20 protein-coding genes are annotated in these 23424 nt (G+C 72.5%); 9 read left to right on the forward strand and 11 right to left on the reverse strand.

Features of this window, described 5'->3' with window-relative positions; all coding sequences use genetic code 11:
* Positions 1-149: 149 nt before the first annotated feature.
* The 6 genes from IEZ17_RS08705 to IEZ17_RS08730 all read right to left on the reverse strand — a co-directional run bounded on the left by IEZ17_RS08705 (position 150) and on the right by IEZ17_RS08730 (position 7774).
* Entirely contained in the window at positions 150-1694 is a 1545-nt protein-coding gene (locus tag IEZ17_RS08705; protein ID WP_189298139.1) for a leucyl aminopeptidase, read from the reverse strand.
* 190 nt (positions 1695-1884) lie between these two features.
* Positions 1885-2700 carry an adenosylcobinamide-GDP ribazoletransferase gene (locus IEZ17_RS08710; protein WP_189298141.1) on the reverse strand — a complete coding sequence of 272 codons (816 nt, stop codon included), beginning with the start codon at positions 2698-2700 and terminating at the stop codon, positions 1885-1887.
* Between the two features lie 31 nt (positions 2701-2731).
* Positions 2732-3460 (reverse strand): hypothetical protein, encoded by a 729-nt coding sequence (locus IEZ17_RS08715; RefSeq protein WP_189298143.1) that lies wholly within the window; start codon positions 3458-3460, stop codon positions 2732-2734.
* Entirely contained in the window at positions 3457-5208 is a 1752-nt protein-coding gene (locus IEZ17_RS08720) for a phosphatidylglycerol lysyltransferase domain-containing protein (protein ID WP_189298145.1), read from the reverse strand. Before IEZ17_RS08720 ends, IEZ17_RS08715 begins: the two co-directional genes overlap by 4 nt.
* A 90-nt stretch (positions 5209-5298) precedes the next feature.
* A complete protein-coding gene (gene cobT / locus IEZ17_RS08725) occupies positions 5299-6345 on the reverse strand; it encodes a nicotinate-nucleotide--dimethylbenzimidazole phosphoribosyltransferase (protein WP_189298147.1) in 1047 nt (348 codons plus the stop codon).
* 163 nt (positions 6346-6508) lie between these two features.
* Positions 6509-7774, reverse strand: a complete 1266-nt coding sequence (locus IEZ17_RS08730) for a bifunctional adenosylcobinamide kinase/adenosylcobinamide-phosphate guanylyltransferase (protein ID WP_189298149.1) — start codon at positions 7772-7774, stop codon at positions 6509-6511.
* A gap of 138 nt (positions 7775-7912) precedes the next feature.
* Here IEZ17_RS08730 and IEZ17_RS08735 point away from each other — a divergent pair, with 138 nt between their 5' ends.
* On the forward strand, positions 7913-8131 hold the full coding sequence (locus tag IEZ17_RS08735) for a hypothetical protein (protein ID WP_189298152.1): 219 nt from the start codon (positions 7913-7915) through the stop codon (positions 8129-8131).
* Between the two features lie 70 nt (positions 8132-8201).
* Here IEZ17_RS08735 and IEZ17_RS08740 read toward each other — a convergent pair whose 3' ends face one another.
* The gene (locus tag IEZ17_RS08740; protein WP_189298154.1) at positions 8202-8798 is read right to left on the reverse strand and encodes a DUF3043 domain-containing protein; all 597 of its coding nucleotides are present in this window, start codon (positions 8796-8798) and stop codon (positions 8202-8204) included.
* A gap of 310 nt (positions 8799-9108) precedes the next feature.
* Here IEZ17_RS08740 and IEZ17_RS08745 point away from each other — a divergent pair, with 310 nt between their 5' ends.
* The 6 genes from IEZ17_RS08745 (at position 9109) to IEZ17_RS08770 (ending at position 17343) form a co-directional block, all read left to right on the forward strand.
* Entirely contained in the window at positions 9109-9894 is a 786-nt protein-coding gene (locus tag IEZ17_RS08745; protein WP_308427616.1) for a PspA/IM30 family protein, read from the forward strand.
* Positions 9895-10001: 107 nt separating this feature from the next.
* The gene (pspAA, locus tag IEZ17_RS08750) at positions 10002-10280 is read left to right on the forward strand and encodes a PspA-associated protein PspAA (RefSeq protein WP_189298157.1); all 279 of its coding nucleotides are present in this window, start codon (positions 10002-10004) and stop codon (positions 10278-10280) included.
* Positions 10281-10511: 231 nt separating this feature from the next.
* The gene (locus IEZ17_RS08755) at positions 10512-11813 is read left to right on the forward strand and encodes a sensor histidine kinase (protein ID WP_229852093.1); all 1302 of its coding nucleotides are present in this window, start codon (positions 10512-10514) and stop codon (positions 11811-11813) included.
* A gap of 16 nt (positions 11814-11829) precedes the next feature.
* Positions 11830-12516 (forward strand): response regulator, encoded by a 687-nt coding sequence (locus IEZ17_RS08760; protein ID WP_189298159.1) that lies wholly within the window; start codon positions 11830-11832, stop codon positions 12514-12516.
* A gap of 191 nt (positions 12517-12707) precedes the next feature.
* Positions 12708-15887 carry an efflux RND transporter permease subunit gene (locus tag IEZ17_RS08765; RefSeq protein WP_189298161.1) on the forward strand — a complete coding sequence of 1060 codons (3180 nt, stop codon included), beginning with the start codon at positions 12708-12710 and terminating at the stop codon, positions 15885-15887.
* A 364-nt stretch (positions 15888-16251) separates the two neighbouring features.
* The gene (locus tag IEZ17_RS08770; protein ID WP_189298163.1) at positions 16252-17343 is read left to right on the forward strand and encodes a methyltransferase domain-containing protein; all 1092 of its coding nucleotides are present in this window, start codon (positions 16252-16254) and stop codon (positions 17341-17343) included.
* A gap of 24 nt (positions 17344-17367) precedes the next feature.
* On the opposite strand, the gene nadA is transcribed toward IEZ17_RS08770, so the two are convergent.
* A complete protein-coding gene (nadA, locus tag IEZ17_RS08775; protein ID WP_506005245.1) occupies positions 17368-18555 on the reverse strand; it encodes a quinolinate synthase in 1188 nt (395 codons plus the stop codon).
* Between the two features lie 284 nt (positions 18556-18839).
* On the opposite strand from nadA, the gene erpA reads away from it, so the two are divergent.
* Positions 18840-19193 (forward strand): iron-sulfur cluster insertion protein ErpA, encoded by a 354-nt coding sequence (gene erpA / locus IEZ17_RS08780; protein ID WP_043264013.1) that lies wholly within the window; start codon positions 18840-18842, stop codon positions 19191-19193.
* 88 nt (positions 19194-19281) lie between these two features.
* Here erpA and IEZ17_RS08785 read toward each other — a convergent pair whose 3' ends face one another.
* Together IEZ17_RS08785 and IEZ17_RS08790 are read right to left on the reverse strand one after the other, a co-directional pair.
* Positions 19282-20682 (reverse strand): hypothetical protein, encoded by a 1401-nt coding sequence (locus IEZ17_RS08785; protein ID WP_189298167.1) that lies wholly within the window; start codon positions 20680-20682, stop codon positions 19282-19284.
* Between the two features lie 99 nt (positions 20683-20781).
* Positions 20782-21021, reverse strand: a complete 240-nt coding sequence (locus IEZ17_RS08790) for a hypothetical protein (protein ID WP_189298408.1) — start codon at positions 21019-21021, stop codon at positions 20782-20784.
* 159 nt (positions 21022-21180) lie between these two features.
* On the opposite strand from IEZ17_RS08790, the gene IEZ17_RS08795 reads away from it, so the two are divergent.
* Positions 21181-22155: a carbohydrate kinase family protein gene (locus tag IEZ17_RS08795; RefSeq protein ID WP_189298169.1), complete on the forward strand. Its 975-nt coding sequence runs from the start codon at positions 21181-21183 to the stop codon at positions 22153-22155.
* Positions 22156-22164: 9 nt separating this feature from the next.
* On the opposite strand, the gene IEZ17_RS08800 is transcribed toward IEZ17_RS08795, so the two are convergent.
* Positions 22165-23424 (reverse strand): cysteine desulfurase/sulfurtransferase TusA family protein (locus IEZ17_RS08800; RefSeq protein ID WP_229852077.1); only part of this gene is annotated, 1260 nt, incomplete at its 5' end.

Raw genomic sequence — 23424 nt, forward strand, 5'->3', positions numbered from 1 at the left:
TACGGACGTGCGGATTTCGTTGAGGGCGAACGTGGCCGGGCTGCCGGGCCGCTGTGGTACGCGACGATACGGGACCGCGCGACGGCCCCGGGCGGCAGGCCCGGGGCCGTACGGACAAAACCGGCGGAACGGCCGGGAACCGGCCGGCGTCAGCCGAGATCGCCGGCGGCGGTGCGCTCGGCCAGCCGCACCAGGGTGCGCACCGAGGAGCCGGTGCCGCCCTTGGGGGTGTAGCCCCAGGGCGCGCCCTCGTGGAAGGCGGGGCCGGCGATGTCCAGGTGCGCCCAGGTGATGCCCTCGCCGACGAACTCCTTCAGGAAGAGCCCGGCGACCAGGCCGCCGCCCATCCGGTCACCCATGTTGGCGATGTCGGCGACCGGGGAGTCCATCCCCTTGCGCAGCTCGGCCGGCATCGGCATCGGCCAGGACTGCTCGCCGACCTCCTCCGCGATCTCGTGGATCGCGGTGCGGAAGGCTTCGTCGTTGGCCATGATCCCGAAGGTGCGGTGGCCCAGCGCCAGCACCATCGCGCCGGTCAGCGTCGCCACGTCCACGATCGCGTCCGGCGACTCCTCCGAGGCCCGGGTCAGCGCGTCGGCCAGGACGAGCCGGCCCTCGGCGTCGGTGTTGAGCACCTCGACGGTCTTGCCGCTGTACATCGTCAGCACGTCGCCGGGGCGGGTGGCGGAGCCGGACGGCATGTTCTCGGCGAGCGCCAGCCAGCCGGTGACGTTCACCGGGAGGTCCAGCCGGGCGGCCGTCACCACCGCGGCGAACACCGCGGCGGCACCGCTCATGTCGCACTTCATGGTCTCGTTGTGACCGGCGGGCTTGAGCGAGATGCCGCCCGAGTCGTAGGTGATGCCCTTGCCGACCAGCGCCAGCGTCTTCTCCGCGTCGGCGTGCGTGTGCGCGATCCGCACCAGCCGCGGCGGCGCCTCGGAGCCCTGGCCGACGCCCATCAGACCGCCGTAGCCGCCCTTCTTGAGCGCCTTCTCGTCCAGCACCTCGACCTGGAGGCCGAACTCCTTCGCGGCGGCCTGCGCCTCGGCCGCGAACTGCTTCGGGTCCAGGGCGTTGGAGGGCGTGTTGATCAGGTCGCGGGCGCGGTTGATCTCCGCGGCCAGCGCCTGGGCACGCTCGGCGGCGGCCTTGAACTCCTTGTCGCGCGGCTTGGCGCCGAGGATCGCGGCCTCGCCCAGCGGTGCCGACTTCGCCTCGTTCTTCCTGCCCTTGGCGGCCTTGCCGTTCTGGCCGTTGCTGCGGAACGCGGTGAAGGAGTACGCGCCGAGGAGGGCGCCCTCGCCCACCGCGGCGGCGGCCTCGGCGTCCTCGACCGGCAGCGCGAAGCCGGCCTTCTTGGTGCCGGCCAGCGCCCGGGCCGCGCTGCCCGCCGCGCGCCGCAGCGCCTCGTTTCCGTACGCCTCGCCCTTGGCCGGCGCGTCGCCGAGGCCGACCGCCAGCACGACCGGCGCCTTGACGCCGTCGGCGCTGGGCAGCTTGGTCACCTCGCCCTCGGCACCGGTCGCGCCGAGGGTCTCCAGCACGGCGGCGAGCTTGCCGCCGAACGCCTTGTCCACGGCCTCGGCGCCGGGGGCCACCACGACGCTCTTGGCGCCCTTGGCCACGCCGATGACGACGGCATCCGCACGCACCGTTGCGGCGGAAGAAGTACTGAGGGTCAGTGCAGTCACGGTGATGAAGGTCCTGTTCCGTCCGGGGATTCCGTTTCGCGCGTAGCGCGCTGCTCTGCCCGAGCCTACGCTCGGCGGCGCCGCCAGGCCCCGCCGGTCGCGGCACCGGGCCGGGACCGGGCGCCCGGAAGGCGCACTCCGGACGCGGAACTGGCCCCGTCCCCGGGGCGGTTGACCGCCCCACGGGCCGTCAGCCCAGGGCCAGCACCACCAGCACCGCGAGTCCCGCACTCTCCGCGAGGGCGCCGAAGACATCGCCGGTCACCCCGCCGAACCGTCGCCGGCAGTGCCGCAGCAGCAGCTCCCCGGCCGCCAGGCCGCACACCACCGCGAGCCCCGCGTGCAGCGCACCGTACGGCCCGAACACCCCACCCGCCGCCGCGCATCCGGCCGTCACCAGCGCCGCGCACCCCAGCGCGGCCCGCACCGGAACGGTCTGTGCGACCGCCGCGCCGAGCCCCTCGGGGCGGGCCGCCGGTACGCCGGTACGCGACGCCAGGGTCAGCGCGCAGCGCGCGGCGACCGCCGCCACCGCCACCCCGGTCGCGCCGTACGCCCAGCCCGCCGCGTACAGCCGGGACACCGCCGCCACCTGGGCGAACAGGCCGAACAGCAGCGTGACGACCCCGAACGGGCCGATGTCGGACCGCTTCATGATGCGCAGCGCCTCGTCCGCCGGCTTGCCGCTGCCCAGCCCGTCGGCGGTGTCCGCGAGCCCGTCCAGATGGAGTCCGCGGGTGAGTACGGCGGGCACCGCAGCGCTGCCGACCGCGGCCAGCAGCGGGCCGCCGCCGAGCACCAGCAGCGCCCCGCCGAGCGCCGCCGCGCACAGCCCGACGACCAGCCCGGCCAGCGGCGCGCACAGCATCCCGCCGCGGGCCGCCGCCCGGTCCCAGCGGGCGACCCGGACCGGCAGCACGGTCAGCGTGCCGAACGCGAACCGCAGGGCGTCGGCGGGCGACGGCGGTGCGGGCGGCGGGGGAGTGGAGGGCGCGGCGTCGTTCACCGCGGCAGGCTATCGGGGCACGGCGGCGCGCCTACCAGGGGTGCTCCCGGCCGCTGGCGTACTGGGTGTCCAGCGGCTTGCGCGGTCGCCACCAGTCCCAGACCACACACAGCACCAGCACCACCAGCACCGCCGCCACATGCTCCTTGCCCGCCAGGTTGTTCTTGATGAACGCCACCTCGACGAGCATCGCGACGACCACCGCCACACACGTGAAGCGGGCCCGGTAGCGCCAGCAGACGAAGACCGCGAGGCCCACCACCGCCGCCGACGGGCCGGTGTCCACCACGAACTTGTCCGAGTCCGGCAGCCCGATCGGACTGCCCTGACCGATCCACAGGCCGATCCGCGCGTACATCGTCCCGGCGAGCGTGGCGACGTACGCGACCAGCAGCGTCTGCCGCCAGCCGATGCAGATCTCCGCGATGCCGAAGACCACCAGGACCTGCGCCAGCGCGCCCCACACCGGGAGGTCCAGCGCCGGGACGAACAGCGACAGCGGGGTCCGCAGCAGCGCCAGCCACAGGTGCTCGTACGCCTGGACGGAGCCGATGTTCTGGACCGGGTGGTAGCCCCACGACTGGTTCTGCACGAACTGGAGGACCAGCGTCAGCGCCGCCGCGCCCAGCGTCATGGGGATCGCCCGCAGTTTCGCCGTCGCCAGCGCCGACCACGCGGTGCTCAGGAGCGGGCCCCACTCGGCGCCGGCGGCGCGACGCAGAGCGGATACCTCCCGTCGGCCCGCCCCGGCCTTGCTCATCTCACGTTCTCCAGGTGCTTGCGGTTCAGCCACTTCGGCAGGCCGGGCGCTTCGAGGAAGCCCTCGGCGCGGGCCGCGGCAATGCCGATCCGCAGCAAATCCGTGCTCTTTTCGAAGAGCATGTACCGGGGCTCCCAGATCGGCCGGTATTTCGCATTGGCGCGATACAGCGATTCGATCTGCCACCACCGGGAGAAGAAACTGAGCAGTGAGCGCCACAGGCGCAGCACCGGACCCGCGCCGAGCCGCGACCCACGTTCGAAGACGGACCGGAACATCGCGAAGTTGAGTGAAATCTGAGTGATCTCCACCTCTTTCGCCCGCTGGATCAGCTCCAGCACCATGAACTCCATCAGCCCGTTCTCGGACTCCCGGTCACGCCGCATCAGATCCAGCGACAGCCCCTTCGCACCCCACGGCACAAAACTCAGCAGCGCCCGCAACTCGCCGTCCGCGTCGCTGCATTCGAGCATCACGCAGCGCCCGTCACCAGGATCCCCGAGCCGCCCCAGCGCCATCGAGAAGCCCCGCTCGGTCTCCCCGTCCCGCCAGTCGTCCGCCAGCCGCAGCAACTGCGCCAGCTCCTTCGGCGGGATGTCCTCGTGCCGCCGGATGCGGACCGTGTAGCCGGCCCGCTCGATGCGGTGGTACGCCTGCCGCACGGTCCGCATCGCCCGGCCGCCGAGGGTGAACTCCGCGGTCTCCACGATCGCTTCGTCGCCGAGCTCCAGTGCATCCAGCCCGTGCCGGGCGTAGACGGTGCCGCCCTCCTCGCTCGCACCCATCACCGCGGGCGCCCAGCCGTGCTCCCGGGCCTCGGCCAGCCACCGCTCGATCGCGCCCGGCCACGCCTCGGGGTCGCCCAGCGGATCCGCGGAGGCCAGCGACACCCCGCCGACCACCCGGTACGTCACCGCCGCCTTGCCGCTGGGGGAGAACAGCACGCTCTTGTCGCGGCGCAGCGCGAAGTACCCCAGCGAGTCCCGGTCGCCGTGCCGCGCCAGCAGGGCCCGTAGCCGCTCCTCGTCGTCCGCGGTGATCGGGTCGGTGCTGCGCACGGACCGGAACGCCGCCCACAGGACGGCCACCAGCAGCGCCGTACTGAGCACATTGATCGCGACATCGACCCAGTTCGGGGTGGAGATCCCGGGGAACCTGCTGTCGTCGGCGGCCAGCGACACCAGCCGCATCAGCCCGTACCGCCAGCGGTCGACGAACGTGGACGACCCGGCGGCGGCGCCGTTGGTGACCGTCACCAGCAGCGCCGCCAGCAGCGAGGCGGCCAGCAGTCCGCCGGCCGCGGTCAGCGCCGCCAGCTTCGGATTCGCCCGGTCGCCCTTGGCGTAGAACTCCCGCCGCCCGGCGACCAGCGACGCCGTGAACAGCAGGGTCAGCAACAGCGACACCCAGTTCTGGGCATGCGCCCGGAATTCCGGGGCGACCACCATCAGGAAAAGGAGCAGCAGCAGGAAAAGCCCGGACAGCAACAGATTAAGGATCCAGGACGCCCGCTTGCGCCGCCGCAGCGTCACGGCCAGAAACAGCGAAAAGGCACCGGAGGCGAAACCGGCGGTGAGCAGATACGGGGTGAAGAACTCCTCGACGTTGTGCCGCCGGATGTCATTGCCGAACGACACCCACACCGCACTGAGAAAATTGACGAAAGTGACGGCGCGCAGATACCAGATGCCGAACGCGGCGCCGCGCTGTGACCAACGGCCGCGAGGGCGGTCTTCCTGCGGACTCAAGCGATGTCTCCCGATAAAAGCGTGTAAAGCGCGATCTTATGGGGAGTCACCGCCGGTCCGGCGGCGGTCAGCGGCGCACCGCCCGACGGTTCAGTCGCGTACCGGCAGTTCCGCAGCCAGGGCCGCCGCGGCCCGCACCAGCGGCAGAGCGAGCAGCGCCCCCGTCCCCTCTCCCGCTGTGACGCCGTGATCGAGAAGAGGGTTGAGCGCGATCCGGTCCAGTGCCTTGGCCTGCGCCGGCTCGCCGCTCGCCTGCCCGGCCACCCACCAGTCCGGCGCCCGGAACGCCACCCGCTGCGCCACCAGCGCACAGGCCGCGGACACCACCCCGTCCAGGATCACCGGCGTCCTGCGCACCGCGCTCTGGAGCAGGAAGCCGGTGATCGCGGTCAGGTCCGCGCCGCCGACCGTGGCCAGCAGCTCCAGCTGGTCGCCGAGCACCGGCCGGGCCCGGCGCAGCGCGTCGCGGATCGCCGCGCACTTGCGCATCCACGCCAGGTCGTCGATCGGCCACCCGCCGCGCCCGGTCACCACCGAGGCGTCCGTGCCGCACAGCGCGGCGATCAGGGTGCCGGCCGCGGTCGTGCCGCCGACGCTCAGATCGCCCAGGACGACCAGGTCGCAGCCGGCGTCCGCCTCCTCGTCGGCGATCGCCATACCGGCCCGGAACGCCGCCTCGGCCTCCTCGGCCGTCAGCGCGTCCTCGACGTCGATCCGGCCCGAACCCCGCCGCACCCGGTGCCGGGTGACCTCCTCCGGCAGCTCCGCCGGATCGCAGTCCACCGCCATGTCCACCACCCGGACCGGCACCCCGGCGCCGCGCGCCAGCACCGCCGCCGGGCTCGCCCCGTCCAGCACGGCCCGCACCAGGTCCCCGGTCCCGCCGGCCGGCCGCGCCGACACGCCCAGCTGCGCCACCCCGTGGTCCCCGGCGAACAGCAGCACCCGCGGCTGCTCGACCGGCCGCACCGGCACCCGCCCCTGTACGGCGGCCAGCCACCCGCCCAGCTCGTCCAGCCGTCCCAGCGCCCCCGGCGGCACGGCCATCAGGGCCCGCCGCTCCTCGGCGTCACGGCGTACACCGGCGTCGGGGCGCTCGATCAGTTGGGCGAAGTCATCGAGGTTCAGGGCGCTCATTGGGCGCAGATTACCGGCAACGGGGCGGGGAGGGGGCCCGCGGCCGGGAAGCTGCGCCGACGGATCGTCAGCCGGGCCGCTCCGACGGGCCGTCGGACCGCCGGGCACCGCATCCCGCCGGCCGCGTACGGGCCGTCGCCGGCCCTGGGGGAGAGTGCCGCCGTCAGCCGCGCAGCGTGAGCGCCTGGCCCGCGACGACCAGCAGCACCTGCTCGCACTCGGCGCCGAACGCGGCGTTCAGCCGCCCCAGTTCATCGCGGAAGCGGCGGCCCGCCGAGGTCGCCGGCACCACTCCCGAGCCGACCTCGTTGCTGACCGCCACCACCCGCCGGCGGGTCGCCCGGACGGCCGCGACCAGCGCGTCGCAGCGCTCCCGCAGGGCCCGCCGGCCGCCGGCCTCCCAGGCCGCGTCGTCCCAGGCAGCCACCTCGTCCATGGCATGCGTCAGCCACAGCGCCAGGCAGTCGATGAGCAGCGGCGGGGCGGTGGGCCGCCCGTTGCCGGGGTCCGCGCCCGGCCCGGGATCGTCGGCGAGCAGCGGCACCAGGTCGCAGGTCTCCGCGGTGCGCCAGCTGCCGGGGCGCCGCTCGCGGTGCAGCGTCACCCGCTGCGCCCACTCCTCGTCGCCGTCCCGGGTGCCGCCGGTGGCCACGTAGAGCACCTCGGGGAACCCCGTCAGCCGCCGCTCCGCCTCCACCGACTTCCCGCTGCGCGCCCCGCCCAGCACCAGCGTGCGGCGTGGCAGATCGGGCACCGCGTGGTACTCGCCGACCACCAGCGAGCCGCCGTCCGGCACCGTGCGGGCGCCCAACGCCGCCAGTCTGCGGTGCAGTTCGGGACCGGGCGGCACGGTGTGGTCGATGTGCACCGCGACCACGTCCGTCGCCGCGTCCACCGCCCCGCCCGCCCGCAGCCGGGCCAGCGCGTCCGGCCGTTCCAGCACGTCGAGCAGCACCAGGTCGTACGGTCCGGTGCCCCCCGACGCGTCGTGGCCGCCGTTCCCGGCGATCTCCCCGGCGGGCGCGGCCCCCGGCGGCAGGTACAGCAGCCGCTCGCCGTCCCCGCCGGTGACCTCGTAGCCCGTCCCCGGCACATCCACCGCGATCGCCCGCACCCGGTGCCCGCCCAGCAGGGCCAGCGCCAGCCCGTCCGCGACCCGGACCGGCTGCGGCAGCCCGGCCGGCACCTCCAGCGCCGGGCCGTTGTGCGGATGCGAGAGCAGCACCTGCCGCACCGCGGCCAGCGACCGGCCGGCGCGGGCGGCGGCGAAGGCCGGTCCCGGCGTCAGGTCGATGAGCAGCGCGCCGTCGATGAGCAGCGCGGTCGCCGCCCGTGCCTCGCCGCCGACGGCGGTCGCACAGGCGGCACACGGGCAACCGGGGCGCGGCAGCCCCTGCGGGGCCCCGGTGCCGAGGAGAGTCAGGTCCACCCGCCGAGTTTCTCGCGTCCCGCCCCGGTCAGCGCGCGGGGGCACCCCTCGACACGGCCGATAGGCTTTCGATCAAGCACGGAAGCTCAACCCGGAAGCACGACGTACGACGTACTCGGTGGGATCCAGGAGGCGCACATGGCGTGGACGTGGCGGTTCGAGAAGGCGGACGGTACGGAGGCGGTGCCCTCGGTGGAGCCGGAGGAGTTCACCACCCAAGGGGATGCCGAATCCTGGATCGGCGAGGAGTGGCGGGCCCTGCTGAACGGCGGCGTCGAGCAGGTCCGGCTCTTCGAGGACGGCACGGAGATCTATCCGGCGCCGATGAGCCTGCACGCGGAGACGGACGCCGACTGACGCGGTCCGGTCCGGACCGACGCAGCCCGGCGCGGTCTGCGCCGGGCCACGGTGCCCTGAGCCTTCGGGCTCAGGGCCGCTGGCCGCGCTTGACCTGCGGCTTGGGCAGCCGCAGCCGCCGCATCTGGAGCGTCCGCATGATGGCGTACGCCTTGGCGCCCTTGAGGTTCTCCTTGGGGAACTTCTCCTTGAGCCGCGCGCCCAGCCGGAACCAGATGAGCACCGAGTCGATCGCGATCAGCACGATGATCGCGAGCCACAGCAGCAGCGCGATGCTCTGGATCGACGGCACCCGGACCATGGTGAGCACCAGGATCACCACGGCCATCGGCAGGAAGAACTCCGCCACGCACCAGCGCGAGTCGATGTAGTCACGCGCGAACCGGCGCACCGGTCCCTTGTCGCGCACCGGGAGATAGCGCTCGTCGCCGTTGGCCAGGGCCTCGCGCTGGCGGGCCATGTCGGCACGGCGCGCCTCCCGCTGGGCCTTGGCGGCGTCCTTGCGGTTGGTCGGCGTCTGCGCACGCGAACGGCGCTGCGACTGGGAGTCGCTGCGCTTGGGCGTCGGGCGGCCCTTGGGGGCCTGCGGGTCGCGGGGCTGCTGGGGCTGGTCCGCGGTCACCTTGGAGGTCGCGGCCTGCTCATCCTTGGAACGGCTTCGGAACACAACACCCAAGAGTACGTGGTCGTGGTGAATGAGCCACGGGCCGACGGGGAACGATCCGGCAACGGCATCGGCCGCAGCGCGGTGACGTAACGGGACGGACCGGGCGTCATGCGGATTCCCCGGGGTCGTCCTACTCCCTGGGCGGGAGAAGTCGGCCGGCCTGATCGTCCTGGAGGAGGAGCGCATCCGGGCCCGAACAGTGCGGTAATGGAACCAAGGCCCGTACTGTGGGGTCTGTAGATGTGCTGGAGCCTAAGCCCGATGTGAGTCGGTCAGAAGGGGGCGCGCGAGGCCCATGAGCGATGGTGTCATGAAGCGGATGGGGATGATCTTCCGCGCGAAGGCCAACAAGGCCCTTGACCGGGCCGAAGACCCGCGCGAGACCCTCGACTACTCGTACCAGAAGCAGCTGGAACTGCTGCAGAAGGTACGCCGCGGCGTCGCCGACGTGGCGACCTCCCGCAAGCGCCTGGAGTTGCAGCTCAACCAGCTCCAGGGCCAGTCCGCCAAGCTGGAGGACCAGGGCCGCAAGGCGCTGGCGCTCGGCCGCGAGGACCTGGCCCGCGAGGCGCTGACCCGGCGCAGCGCGCTGCAACAGCAGGTCACCGACCTGGAGACGCAGCACCAGACGCTCCAGGGCGAGGAGGAGAAGCTCACGCTGGCCGCGCAGCGGCTCCAGGCCAAGGTCGACGCCTTCCGTACGAAGAAGGAGACGATCAAGGCCACGTACACGGCGGCCCAGGCGCAGACCCGGATCGGCGAGGCGTTCTCCGGCATCTCCGAGGAGATGGGCGACGTCGGCCTGGCGATCCAGCGCGCCGAGGACCGGACCGCGCAGCTCCAGGCCAGGGCCGGTGCCATCGACGAGCTGATGGCCTCCGGCGCGCTGGACGACCCGTCCGGCATGGCCAAGGACGACATCACCGCCGAACTGGACCGGCTGTCCGGCGGCAGCGATGTCGAGCTGGAGCTCCAGCGGATGAAGGCCGAGCTGGCGGGCGGCCCGTCCGCCCAGCAGCAGGCCATCGAGGGCGGCCAGGGCGGCGCCGCGCAGCCCGCCCCGCAGCAGGAGCACCCGCGTCTCGACAAGCAGTGAGGGACGGCGGCGGACAGCCTCCCGGTGATCACGTTGCTGATCGTGGCAGCGCCGATCACCGCAGCGACCGCCGCCGGTACCGCCGGACCGCACCGAGGGAGACCGTCGTGATCGTACGGATCATGGGGGAGGGCCAGGTGAAGTTGGACGACTCCCACTTCATCGAGCTCAACAAACTGGACGACGAACTGCTCGCCGAGATGGAGAGCGGCGACGAGACCGGGTTCCGGCGCACCCTCGATGCGCTGCTGGACGCGGTGCGCCGCCTGGGCACCCCGCTTCCGGACGACGCCCTGGAGCCCTCCGAACTGATCCTGCCGGCTCCGGACGCCACGCTCGGCGAGGTCCGCGAGATGCTCGGCGACGACGGCCTGATCCCGGGCTGACCGGCCGCCCGGCAGCTCCACCCCAGCGCACTACGGACAGCGCCCCGGCCCCTCAGGGGGACCGGGGCGCTACCGTTTCCTCTTGTGACCCGCCCGTCGCCCGCCACCACCCCGGCACGAAGCGCTGCGCGCTACCGCTTCCCGTCGCTGTCGCCCGCCACCGCCCCGCGCGCGAGCTCGGCGCGCTCCGGTGCGGCGACCGAAACCCCGGACGCCACCCGGGTCGCGCGCCTGCGCCAGTGGCACCGGACGCATGCGCTCGCCGTCGACGCCGCCGTGGCGGTGGTGGCGTTCGCGGTGATCCTGTGCGGTGCGGTGGCCGCGCCGCACGGCGGGCACGGCCCGCACGTCCCGCGCTTCGGATTGCGTCATCTGACGGCCACCACGGTGGTGCTGGCCGCCCTCGCCTCCGGCGCGCTGGTGCTGCGCCGCCGGATGCCCCGTACGGTGCTGGCCGCGACCTGCGGGCTGACCGTCGTCGAAATCCTCGTGCAGTCCGACGATCCGCGCGTGCCGGTGGCCGGTTCCGCGGTGATCGCGCTGTTCACCCTGGCGTCCCGGACCGACCGACCCACCACCTGGCGGGTCGGCGCGCTGACCGTCGTCGTGCTGACCGCCGCCGCGATGTTCTTCGGGCACCGGGCCTGGTACGCCCAGGAGAACCTCGCGATCTTCGCCTGGACGGGCATGGCGGCGGCGGCCGGCGACGCGGTCCGCAGCCGCCGGGCGTACGTGGACGCCATCCGCGAGCGCGCCGAACGCGCCGAGCGCACCCGCGAGGAGGAGGCCCGCCGCCGGGTCGCCGAGGAGCGGCTGCGCATCGCCCGGGAGCTGCACGACGTCGTCGCCCACCACATCGCCCTGGTCAACGTCCAGGCTGGGGTCGCCTCGCACGTCATGGACAACCGCCCCGACCAGGCCAAGCAGGCACTGGCCCATGTCCGCGAGGCGTCCCGCTCGGCACTGGAGGAGCTCCGCGCCACCGTCGGCCTGCTGCGCCAGTCCGACGACCCCAAGGCGCCGACCGAGCCCGCGCCGGGCCTCGGCGTCCTGGACCAGCTGATCGACGGCTTCGTCCGCGCCGGGCTCCCCGTGGACCTGGAGCTGCCCACCCTCCCCCAGCTACCGCTGGGAGGTACCCCCAGCCCGCCACCGCCCCGAGCGGAAGCGCTTCGCGCTGTGGTGACATCGCCCCAGGCCCTCCCCGCCTCCGTCGACCTCACCGCCTACCGCGTAGTCCAGGAGGCGCTGACCAACGTCCGCAAGCACGCCGGCGAGGGCGCCCGCGCCGCGGTGCGGATCGTCCGCTCGGAGACCGCGCTGACCGTGACCGTCCGCGACGACGGCACCGGCGGCCCGGCGGACGGGGAGGGGGAGCCGCACGGCAGCGGTGGCGGGCATGGTCTGATCGGGATGCGCGAGCGGGTCTTCGCACTGCGCGGCACGGTCGCCACCGGGCCGCGCCCGACCGGCGGCTTCCAGGTGCGGGTCACCCTGCCACTGAACGGCGCCCGCGCGGACGAGACGACATGACCACGAGGGCGACGCGATGACGATCAAGGTGCTGCTGGCCGACGACCAGACGCTGCTGCGCAGCGCGTTCCGCATCCTCGTCGACTCCGAGCCCGACATGACGGTGGTGGGGGAGGCGTCCGACGGGGCGCAGGCGTACGAGCTGACGCGCGCGGCCCGCCCCGACGTCGTCCTCATGGACATCCGGATGCCCGGCACCGACGGCCTGGCCGCCACCCGCATGATCAGCCAGGACCCGGAGCTCACCGGTGTCCGGGTGGTCATCCTGACCACCTTCGAGGTCGACGACTACGTCATCCAGTCGCTGCGGGCCGGGGCCAGCGGCTTCCTCGGCAAGGGCGCCGAACCGGACGAGATGCTGGGCGCGATCCGTGTCGCGGCGGCCGGGGAGGCGCTGCTGTCGCCCGCGGCGACCAAGGGCCTGATCGCCAAGTTCCTTGCGCAGGGCGACAGTTCGGGCGAACAGGGCCCCTCCGGGCCGGGCGCCGAGCGGCTGGCCACGCTCACCGGACGGGAGCGCGAGGTGCTGGGCCTGGTGGCCGGCGGGCTGTCCAACGACGAGATCGCCGAGCAGCTGGAAGTCAGCCCGCTCACCGTCAAGACGCACGTCAACCGCGCGATGGCCAAGCTCGGCGCCCGCGACCGCGCCCAGCTGGTGGTCATCGCCTACGAATCGGGACTCGTACGCCCACGGGTGCAGTGAGGGTGGAGCGGTCCGTACTCCCAACGCGGTACGGCCGCTGACCGGAAACCGACCTGCGAGCGAGGAAAACCGGCCTGGCCATGGCGGAGGGTGTAGGTGGGCCGGTGCCGGCCCTTCCCGCCGGGTCCGCAAGGGCCGCCGACGTCGTCCGACCTCCCCGGACTTCTCTGAACAGAAGAGAGACCCCACCCATGTCCTGGCTGTCCCGAATCAGCCTCGTACAACGGGGCCTGATAGCGCTGATGTCGATCGTCGCGATCGCCTTCGGCGCCATCGCGATCCCGCAGCTCAAACAGCAGCTCCTGCCGTCCATCGACCTGCCGATGGTGTCCGTGATCACGCCCTACCAGGGTGCGTCGCCCGATGTCGTCGAGAAGCAGGTGATCGAGCCGCTGGAGAACGGCATCCAGGCGGTCAGCGGCATCAAGAGCGTCACCTCGACGTCGAGCGAGGGCTCCGGCGTCATCATGGCGCAGTTCGACTACGGCAACGACTCCAAGACCCTCGTCGCCGATGTCCAGCAGGCCGTCAACCGGGCCCGTGCGAAGCTGCCCAAGGACGTCGACCCGCAGGTGGTCTCGGGCGGCACGGACGACCTGCCCACCGTCGTCCTGGCGGTCTCGTCCTCGTCGAAGGACCAGCAGACCCTCGCCGACCAGCTCAACCGCAGCGTCGTCCCGGACCTGAAGAACATCGACGGGGTCGGCCAGGTCAACGTCAGCGGCGTCCAGGACCGGATCGTCGCGGTCACCCCCGACAACCAGAAGCTCGCCGCCGCCGGGCTGAACCCCGCGGCGCTCGGCCAGGCACTCCAGGCCGGCGGTACGTCGGTGCCGGCCGGCGCGTTCGCCGAGAACGGGCAGAGCAGGACCGTCCAGGTCGGCGCCGGGTTCACCTCCGTCCGGCAGATCGAGGACCTGATGGTCGCCCCGTCCGCGGGGCCGGGCGGTGCGGCCGGCGGCCAGGGCGGCAAGGCGGTCCGGCTCGGGGACGTCGCCACCGTCAAGGAGACGTCGGCCACCCCGACCTCCATCACCCGCACCGACGGCAAGCCCAGCCTCTCCGTCACCGTGACGATGAACCAGGACGGCAGCGCCGTCGCCATCTCCGACGCGGTCAAGGGCAAGCTGGGCAAGATCCGCCAGGACCTCGGCACCGGCACCAGCGTCACCATCGCCTCCGACCAGGGCCCGCAGGTCTCCAAGTCCATCGAGTCGCTGACCACCGAGGGCCTGCTCGGCCTGGCCATGGCCGTGATCGTGATCCTGGTCTTCCTGCTCAGCCTGCGCTCGACCCTGGTCACCGCGGTCTCCATCCCGCTGTCCGTGGTCATCACGCTGATCGTGCTGTGGACCGGGAACCTCTCCCTCAACATGCTCACCCTCGGCGCGCTGACCATCGCCATCGGCCGCGTCGTCGACGACTCGATCGTCGTCCTGGAGAACATCAAGCGGCACCTGGGCTACGGCGAGGAGCGCCGCGAGGCCATCCTCACGGCCGTCAAGGAGGTCTCCGGCGCGATCACCTCCTCCACCCTCACCACCGTCGCGGTCTTCCTCCCGATCGGTGTGGTCGGCGGGATGGTCGGCGCCCTCTTCGGCTCCTTCTCCATCACCGTGACCGTCGCGCTGCTCTCCTCGCTGCTGGTCTCCCTGACGGTGGTGCCGGTCCTGTCGTACTGGTTCCTGCGCGCCCCGGAAATCCCCGAGGGCACCGACCCCGAGGCGCTGCGCCGCGCGGCCGAGGAGAAGGAGACCCGCAGCCCGCTCCAGCGCCTCTACGTCCCGGTCCTGCGCTTCGCCACCCGCCGCCGCTTCACCAGCCTGCTGATCGCCGTGGTGATCCTCGTCGGCACGTTCGCCATGGGCCCGCTGCTGAAGACCAACTTCTTCGACCAGGGCAAGCAGGACACCCTCAGCATCAAGCAGGAGCTGAAGCCCGGTACGAGCCTCGGCGCGGCCGACACCCAGGCCAAGAAGATCGAGCAGCTGCTCGCCGACACCAAGGACGTCAAGGACTACCAGGTCACCGTCGGCTCCTCCGGCATGATGGCGGCCTTCGGCGGCGGCACCGGCGCCAACCAGGCCGGCTACCAGGTCAAGTTGAAGGACGCCGCGGACTCCGCCAGGGTCACCGACGACCTGCGGGCCGGCCTCGCCAAGCTCGGCCCGTCCATCGGCGACACCACCGTCACCGCGGGCGGCGCCGGCTTCGGCAACCAGAACCTGAGCGTGGTCGTCAAGGCCGGCGACCCCGCCGTCCTCAAGCAGGCCAGCGAGCAGGTCCGCAAGGCCGTCGCCGGGCTCGACCACGTCACCGACGTCCAGAGCGACCTCGCGCAGAGCGTGCCGCGGATCTCCGTCACGCCCAACGACAAGGCCGCCGCGGCCGGTTACAACCAGACCACCCTCGGTGCGGCCGTCGCCCAGGCGGTCGGCGGTACGCCCAGCGGCAAGGCCGTCCTGGACGACACCGAGCGCGACGTGGTGATCAAGTCGGCCCACCCGGCCACCACCGAGGCCCAGTTGGAGGACCTGCCGATCCCGACCCCGGGCGGGATGGCGAAGCTGGGCGACCTCGCCACCGTCAAGACCGTCCCCGGTCCCGTCCGGATGACCCGCATCGACGGTGCCCGCTCGGCGACCGTCACCGCCAAGCCCACCGGCGACAACACCGGCGCGGTCTCCACCCAGCTCCAGAGCAGGATCAAGAGCCTGAAGCTGCCGTCCGGCGCCACCGCGACCATCGGCGGCGTCTCGCAGGACCAGGGCGACGCCTTCTCCTCGCTCGGCCTGGCCATGCTCGCGGCCATCGCGATCGTCTTCCTGCTGCTGGTGGGCACCTTCAAGTCCATCGTCCAGCCGCTGATCCTGCTGATCTCGATCCCGTTCGCGGCCACCGGCGCGATCGGACTGCTGGTCGCCACCGGCACCCCGCTCGGCGTCCCGGCGATGATCGGCATGCTGATGCTCATCGGCATCGTGGTCACCAACGCCATCGTGCTGATCGACCTGATCAACCAGTACCGCGCGCAGGGTCACGGCGTCGTCGAGGCCGTCGTCGAGGGCGGCCGGCACCGCCTCCGCCCCATCCTGATGACGGCGCTCGCGACGATCATGGCGCTGCTCCCGATGGCGATGTCCATCACCGGCGACGGCGGCTTCATATCCCAGCCGCTGGCGGTCGTGGTCATCGGCGGCCTGATCACCTCCACGCTCCTCACCCTCCTCCTCGTCCCCACGCTCTACGCGATGATCGAGCTCCGCAAGGAGCGCCGGGCGAAGAAGAAGGCGGCGAAGCGGGCGAAGAAGGACGGCGCCCCGCCGGCGTCCGCCGACACCGACCGGCAGCCGGAGCCGGCCGGGGTGTGACGCCCCCGGCCCGCTGACGACCGGTACGCACCGAGCCCCCGCCGCCTCCTCGCGAGGCCGCGGGGGCTCGGCTGTGCCAGGATGCGGCTGCCGGGTAACCGGTGAACCCGCGGGGCAGTTGACACCACATGACCTCTGGCCAGGAATCTCCGCCGCCCCGCGGCCCCGTGGTTAGCGATCCCGGTCCCCGGGTACCGCCGTCGCGGGAGGCATCCGCATCCCGGAAGGGGGACTTCATGGGTAAGCACGGAGACGGCAGGGACGGCCAGGACGGCGACAAGCGGCAGAGTCCGAAAGAGTCCGACGGCCAGTGGAACAAGCCGGTGAGCGACCCGCCCAAGAAGAAGTAGCCGGGCGGCCCGCCATGTCCTCGCCGAGCCGGCTCCTGGAGATCCTGCGCAACAAGGGCGCCCTGGCGCCGGATTGGGCGCCGACCGTCGCCGCCGTCGACCGCGCCCACTTCGTTCCCGACACCTTCGAAGTGGCCGACCGCACCGTCTCCCGTTCCCGCGACGAGGACGAGTGGCGGCGCATGGTCTACGCGGACCTGCCGCTGATCACCCAGTACAACGACGGTGAGAAGGCGGACGACGGGCAGGTCGGCTTCCCCACCTGCTCGACCTCCATGCCCTCCCTGATGCTCACCATGGACGACATCGTCCAGGACGGGGACGCGGTACTGGAGATCGGGACCGGCACCGGCTACCACGCCGCATGGCTCGCCCACCGCCTCGGCGAGGACCGCACGACCACCATCGAGACCGACCAGGCCCTCCACGCCATCGCCCGCCGCAACCTCGAACGGGCCGGTCTGCGCCCGTACATGGTCTGCGGCGACGGCCTCGCCGGCGTCCCCGAACGGGCCCGCTACGACCGCGTCATCGCCACCTGCACGGTCCGCGACATCCCCTACGCCTGGGTGGCCCAGACCGCCGACGAGGGAACGATCCTCACCCCGTGGGGCTCCTCGTTCCACTCCTATTCCTTCGCCACCCTGACCGTCCACGACGGCGAGGCGACCGGCGGCTTCTCCGGCCGCCCGTCCTTCATGTGGGCCCGTCAGCAACGCCGTTCGTACGGCCGCATCGAGGACTGGTACCACGGCGAAGCGGGCGACACCGCCCGCACCGCCATCGACCCCCGCGTCCTGGAGGACGACCTCGACGCCCGCTTCGCCGTCGGCCTGCGCGTACGGGACGCCTGGCCGCTCCTGTACCCCGCCGACGACGGCAGCGACGAGGCCACGTACTGGCTCTTCGACGACGCCCGCACGTCCTGGGCCACCGTCGAATACGTCCCCGGCCACGAGACGTACGAGACCGAGCAGTTCGGCCCGCGCCGGCTGTGGGACGAGGTCTCGGCGGCCTACCGCGACTGGCTCGCGGACGGCAGCCCACCGCGGGACGCCCACCGCATCACGATCAGTCCGTCCCGGCAGTGGGTCGGGACGGACTGAACGGTCGGCCCTTGCGCGCGGCGCCTACGGCAGCGCCAGCATCCGCTCCAGGGCCAGCTTGGCGAAGCTCTCGGTCTCCTTGTCGACCTGGATGCGGTTGACCACCTTGCCGTCCGCCAGCGACTCCAGCGTCCAGACCAGGTGCGGCAGGTCGATGCGGTTCATGGTCGAGCAGAAGCAGACCGTCTTGTCGAGGAAGACGATCTCCTTGTCCTCCGCGGCGAAGCGGTTGGCCAGCCGGCGGACGAGGTTCAGCTCGGTGCCGATCGCCCACTTCGAACCGGCGGGCGCGGCCTCCAGGGCCTTGATGATGTACTCCGTCGAGCCGACCTGGTCCGCCGCCGCGACGACCTCGTGCTTGCACTCGGGGTGGACGAGGACGTTCACGCCCGGTATCCGCTCGCGGACGTCGTTCACCGAGTCCAGCGAGAAGCGGCCGTGCACCGAGCAGTGGCCGCGCCACAGGATCATCTTCGCGGCCCGCAGCTCGTCGGCGGTCAGCCCGCCGTTCGGCTTGTGCGGGTTGTAGACCACGCAGTCGTCCAGGGACATGCCCATGTCCCGTACGGCGGTGTTGCGGCCCAGGTGCTGATCCGGCAGGAAGAGGACCTTCGACCCCTGCTCGAAGGCCCAGTCCAGCGCCCGCTTCGCGTTCGAGGAGGTGCAGATCGTGCCGCCGTGCTTGCCGGTGAACGCCTTGATGTCCGCCGAGGAGTTCATGTACGAGACGGGCACGACCTGCTCGGCGATGCCCGCCTCGGTCAGCACGTCCCAGCACTCGGCGACCTGCTCGGCGGTGGCCATGTCGGCCATCGAGCAGCCGGCGGCCAGGTCGGGGAGGATCACCTGCTGGCCGTCGCCGGTGAGGATGTCCGCGGACTCGGCCATGAAGTGCACACCGCAGAAGACGATGTACTCGGCGTCCGGCCGAGCCGCGGCGTCCCGCGCGAGCTTGAACGAGTCGCCGGTCACGTCCGCGAACTCGATGACCTCGTCGCGCTGGTAGTGGTGCCCGAGGACGAAGACCCTGTCCCCGAGCTTCGCCTTGGCCGCGCGGGCGCGCTCGACGAGGTCGGGGTCGGAGGGGGCCGGCAGATCGCCGGGACACTCCACGCCGCGCTCGCTCTTCGGGTCGGCCTCGCGGCCGAGGAGGAGCAGCGCCAGCGGGGTCGGCTGGACGTCCAGGGGCTGGGCGGCGGTCACGACACGCACCCTCTCTTCTCTGCTGGCAGCTCTTTGGCACATGCCTTTTCGTCTATTTGACGCTATCTATCATAGCTGCTTCACGTCACTTTGACGATGGCCATCGTGTCGATGTGACGCATCAGCCCTCCGGCCCAGGAGCCGCGGGCGGCCACCTGCGTATGCGCGCCGGTGTGCGAGCATGAAGAAAGAGCAGAACACGTCACGCGCAGCCGGAATTAATCCGGGAAGCCGCCGGTTGGACCTGTAGGCAACCGCTGGCAAGCCGTCCGTACAACCCGGGAGAGATGTAGATGAGCGTTCAGGACGAGACCACCGTCACCGACGGCATCATCCTGTCCGACGCGGCGGCGTCGAAGGTGAAGAGCCTGCTGGAGCAGGAAGGTCGGGACGACCTCGCGCTGCGGGTGGCGGTCCAGCCCGGCGGCTGCTCCGGCCTGCGTTACCAGCTCTTCTTCGACGAGCGCTCGCTCGACGGCGATGTCGTCAAGGACTTCGACGGCGTCAAGGTCGTCACCGACCGGATGAGCGCTCCCTACCTGGGCGGCGCCTCCATCGACTTCGTCGACACCATCGAGAAGCAGGGCTTCACGATCGACAACCCGAACGCCACCGGCTCCTGCGCCTGCGGCGACTCCTTCAGCTGAGGGGCCCGGGTCCACGACGCACGGAGGCGGCGCTCCCCTGGGGGCGCCGCCTCCGTCGTTCCGTACCCGCCGCCGGCCCGGCCTGCTTCTACGGCTTCTCCGGCACCGCGGCGCCCGAGGTCACATCGACGACCTTCCGGCCGTCCAGCGGCTGCCGCAACGTCACGGTCTTGGTGAAGTCCTTGGCGATCTTCACGCACATCTGGCCGGGGTGCGTGTCCTTCCCGGTGACCTTGATCCGTACCGCCGTGGCCGACTCCTGGGCGCTCGCGTCGTAGGTGCTGCACACCCCGCCCCAGAAGTGCACGGTCAGCGTGGTGCCGTCACCGCTGACGGCGTAGCGTTCCAGCCGCATCGTCATCCCGCCGGGCTTCCCGGACGGCTGCGGGCCGCCGTCCGGCTGCCGGAGGTACTTCGGGTCCACCGCGACCCGGGCCATGGTCGAGGTCGCGTCCTGGCCCTTCCCGGCGTCCGCCCGGCGCACCGTGTACAGCCACGACGGGACCAGCATCTGGCCGCCGTCCGCGTACTGCGCCGAGAGCCCGAAGACCGCGCCGGTCACCTCGGCCGGCGTCCGGCCGCCGCCCGCGTTCGTCCGGTCCAGCGTCTTCTGCGCGCTCAGCACGGGGTAGTCCGCGCCCTTGACCGGCTGCGCCAACTGCCCACTGCCGCCCACGAGTTTGCCGTCCGCGCCGACCTGGAACGCGCTCTGCCAGCCGAGCGTCGGCAGCCCGCCGACCACCGGATCGGCCCGCACCGTGCGCACCGCGCCGATCAGCCCACGGGCGTCCAGCCGGGCGTTCTGCTGGCCGAGCGCCGCCAGCACCGGCCGCGCCGCCGCCTCGGCCTTCTCCTCCGAGACCGCGCCCTTGCCACCGTCGCCCGGGGATGCCCCGGCGTCCGCGCCACCGCGGTACGAGGGGCAGCCAGGGGTGCCGGCCGCGCCGCCCGAGGCGGGCAGCGGACACATCATCCGGCCCGGGGTGACCCGGTACGTCCAGGCACCGGAGCCGGACTTGTTCACCTCAAGGCTGGGGCCGCGGGCGTCCTGGGTCTGTCCGCCGACCTTCCAGGTGGTGCCGTCCGAACGGACGTTTCCAGCCACATCCAGTGCCTTCGCCAGCCGTTCCACGGCCTGCTTGCCGACCTCGCCCTGGGGGCGGTACACGGGCGCGGAACCCGGCCCCCCGGGCAGCGTGCCCACCACCTTGTAGTGCGACCCGTTCGGGCCGGGCTCCCCGACGGCTATCGAGCCCCCCGCGCCGCCCGTCCGGTCGTCCAGCGTCAGCGGCGGCGGGCTGCCGTGCGCGGGGGCGCCCGCCGGGCCGGCCGCGCCGCCGGCCGCGGAGGCGGCCCAGTACGCCGCGCCGCCGCCGGCCAGCAGGACCGCGGCGGCCATCGAGGCGACCACCAGAGGGGTCCGCCGCCGTCCGGCGGGTTTCGGGGTATCCGGCGTGTCCGGGCTATCCGTACTGTCCTCGGTGTTCACCGCTTCGCTCCTTCGGCTCCGCTGAACATCTGACGTGCCACCCCGGGGCGGGGTGCACGCCGATGGGACGGAGCGGGGGCGCGAGCGGTTCCGTCCGCCTCAGTCGCCGTACTCGGACATCCCGTCGACGAGTGCGGCAGACTTCGCGGGGACCCGGACCCCGTGCAGGTCGGAGGGCCGGCCCGGCACGGGCGCGGACCGCCGCCCGCCCGTCCAGTGCCCGGCCATCCGCGCGCAGTCCCCGCGCAGCTGGTCCAGCGACTCCGGCTCCTGCGCCGAGGCGGCCTTCGCGGCAGCGGAGGGGGCGGGGGATGTGACAGCTTTCACAGGCTTGGTCATACGAGGAACCGTACGCACCCCACGCGCGACGAGAAAGACCTACTATTGGGTAGTTTCGGCGGATCCGAGTGTCCTGGAATGGGCAGATGCAGACCGACCCGCCGGGTAGCGTTGCCCTCCGTCCGCCAACCTCACGCCATCCGCAGGAGCAGACCCGCCGTGCGTATCGCAGTCTCCGGCTCCATCGCCACCGATCACCTGATGACCTTCCCCGGCCGCTTCGCCGACCAGTTGGTCGCCGATCAGCTGCATACCGTCTCCCTCTCCTTCCTGGTCGACCAACTCGACGTCCGCCGCGGCGGGGTCGCCCCCAACATCTGCTTCGGCATGGGCCAGCTCGGCATCCAGCCGGTCCTGGTCGGCTCCGCCGGCACCGACTTCGAGGAGTACCGCGCCTGGCTCGACCGGCACGGCGTCGACACCCGCTCGGTGCGCATCTCCGAGGTCCTGCACACGGCCCGCTTCGTCTGCACGACCGACGCGGACCACAACCAGATCGGCTCCTTCTACGCCGGTGCCATGAGCGAGGCCCGGCTGATCGAGCTCCAGACCGTGGCCGAGCGGGTCGGCGGCCTGGACCTGGTGCTGATCGGCGCGGACGACCCGGAGGCGATGATCCGGCACACCGAGGAGTGCCGCACCCGCGGGATCCCGTTCGCCGCCGACTTCTCGCAGCAGATCGCCCGCATGGACGGCGAGAACATCCGCCTCCTCATGGAGGGCGCCACCTACCTCTTCAACAACGAGTACGAGGCGGGGCTGATCGAGTCCAAGACCGGCTGGACCGCCGAGGAGATCCTCACCAAGGTCGGCACCCGCGTCACCACCCTCGGCTCCAACGGCGTCCGCATCGAGCGGGCGGGCCGGCCCGACATCGAGGTCGGCGTCCCGGAGGAGAAGACCAAGGCCGACCCGACCGGCGTCGGCGACGCCTTCCGGGCCGGCTTCCTGGCCGGTCTGGCCTGGGGCGTCGACCTGGAGCGCGCCGCCCAGATCGGCTGCATGCTGGCGACGCTGGTCATCGAGACCGTCGGCACCCAGGAGTACGAGCTGCACCGCAGCCACTTCATGGACCGCTTCACCAAGGCGTACGGCCACGAAGCCGCCGCCGAGGTCCAGCAGTACCTGGCCTGAGCCGCCGGATCAGCCGCGGCGCCGCACCACGTATGCGGCGCCGCGTTCCGCGGGCTGCTCGCCCACGTACTCCTGGTCGCGCATCGCGCACCAGGCGGGGATGTCCTGCCGCGCCGCCTCGTCGTCCGACAGTACCGTCACGGTCCCGCCCACCGGCACGCCGCCGATCGCCTTCGCCAGCTCGATGACCGGAATCGGGCAGCGCTTGCCGAGCGAGTCGACCACCACCCCGGCCGGCTCCTCTTCTGTTTCCGCTGCCTCTTCCCCCCTCGCGGGCGCTTCCCGCACCGGCACCCCGAACCGCTCCCGGACCGACCGCACCGCCTCCGGCAGCACCTCCAGGAACCGCTCCACATCCGCCTCGCCGGTGCCGTACGGCAGCGAGACCCGGACGTTCCCCTCCGACAGCACGCCCATCGCGCGCAGCACATGGCTGGGCGTCAGCGTGCTGGACGTACACGACGAACCGGACGATACGGAGAATCCCGAGCGGTCCAGCTCCTGCAACAGGGTCTCCCCGTCGACATAGAGACAGGAGAAGGTGACGAGGTGGGGGAGCCGGCGCACCGGATCGCCGACCACCTCGACATCGGGGACCAGTTCCGGCACCCGCGCCCGGATCCGCTCCACCAGCCCCCGCAGCCGGGCCGCTTCGTCCGGCCCGGTCTCCGCAGCCGCCCGCAGCGCGCGCAGGGACGCCGCCGCGGCCACCACCGCCGGGAGGTTCCCGAACCCCGGGCTGCGGCCCGACTCCCGCTCGTCCAGCGGTCCCTGGGGCGAGAAGCGGGTTCCCTTGCGGACCGCCAGCAGCCCCACCCCGGGCGGCCCGCCCCACTTGTGGGCGCTCGCCGCCAGCACGGACCAGGCACCCGGCGCCGGGCCCCAGGGCAGCGACTGCGCGGCGTCCACCAGCAGCGGCACGCCGGCCTCGCGGCAGAGCGCGGCCACCTCCTCCACCGGCTGCTCGGTCCCCACCTCATGGTTGGCCGACTGGAGGCAGACCAGCGCGGTGTCCGTACCGAGCGCCGCGGCGACGTCCCCGGCCGCCACCCGGCCCGTACGGTCCACCGCGACCTCGGTCAGCGTCCCGCCGGCCGCCTCGTGCACCTCGGCGGCGTGCAGGACGGAGGAGTGCTCGACGGCGGAGTGCACCAGCCGGCGGCCGGCGCGCCGGCGGGCCGCCAGCGTGCCGAAGATGCCCGAATGCACCGCGTGCGTCCCCGAAGGGGTGAACGTCAACTCGTCGGGCCGGCAGCCCACCGCCTCGGC

It is taken from the genome of Streptomyces albospinus (assembly GCF_014648695.1).
GTDB lineage: Bacteria > Actinomycetota > Actinomycetes > Streptomycetales > Streptomycetaceae > Streptomyces > Streptomyces albospinus.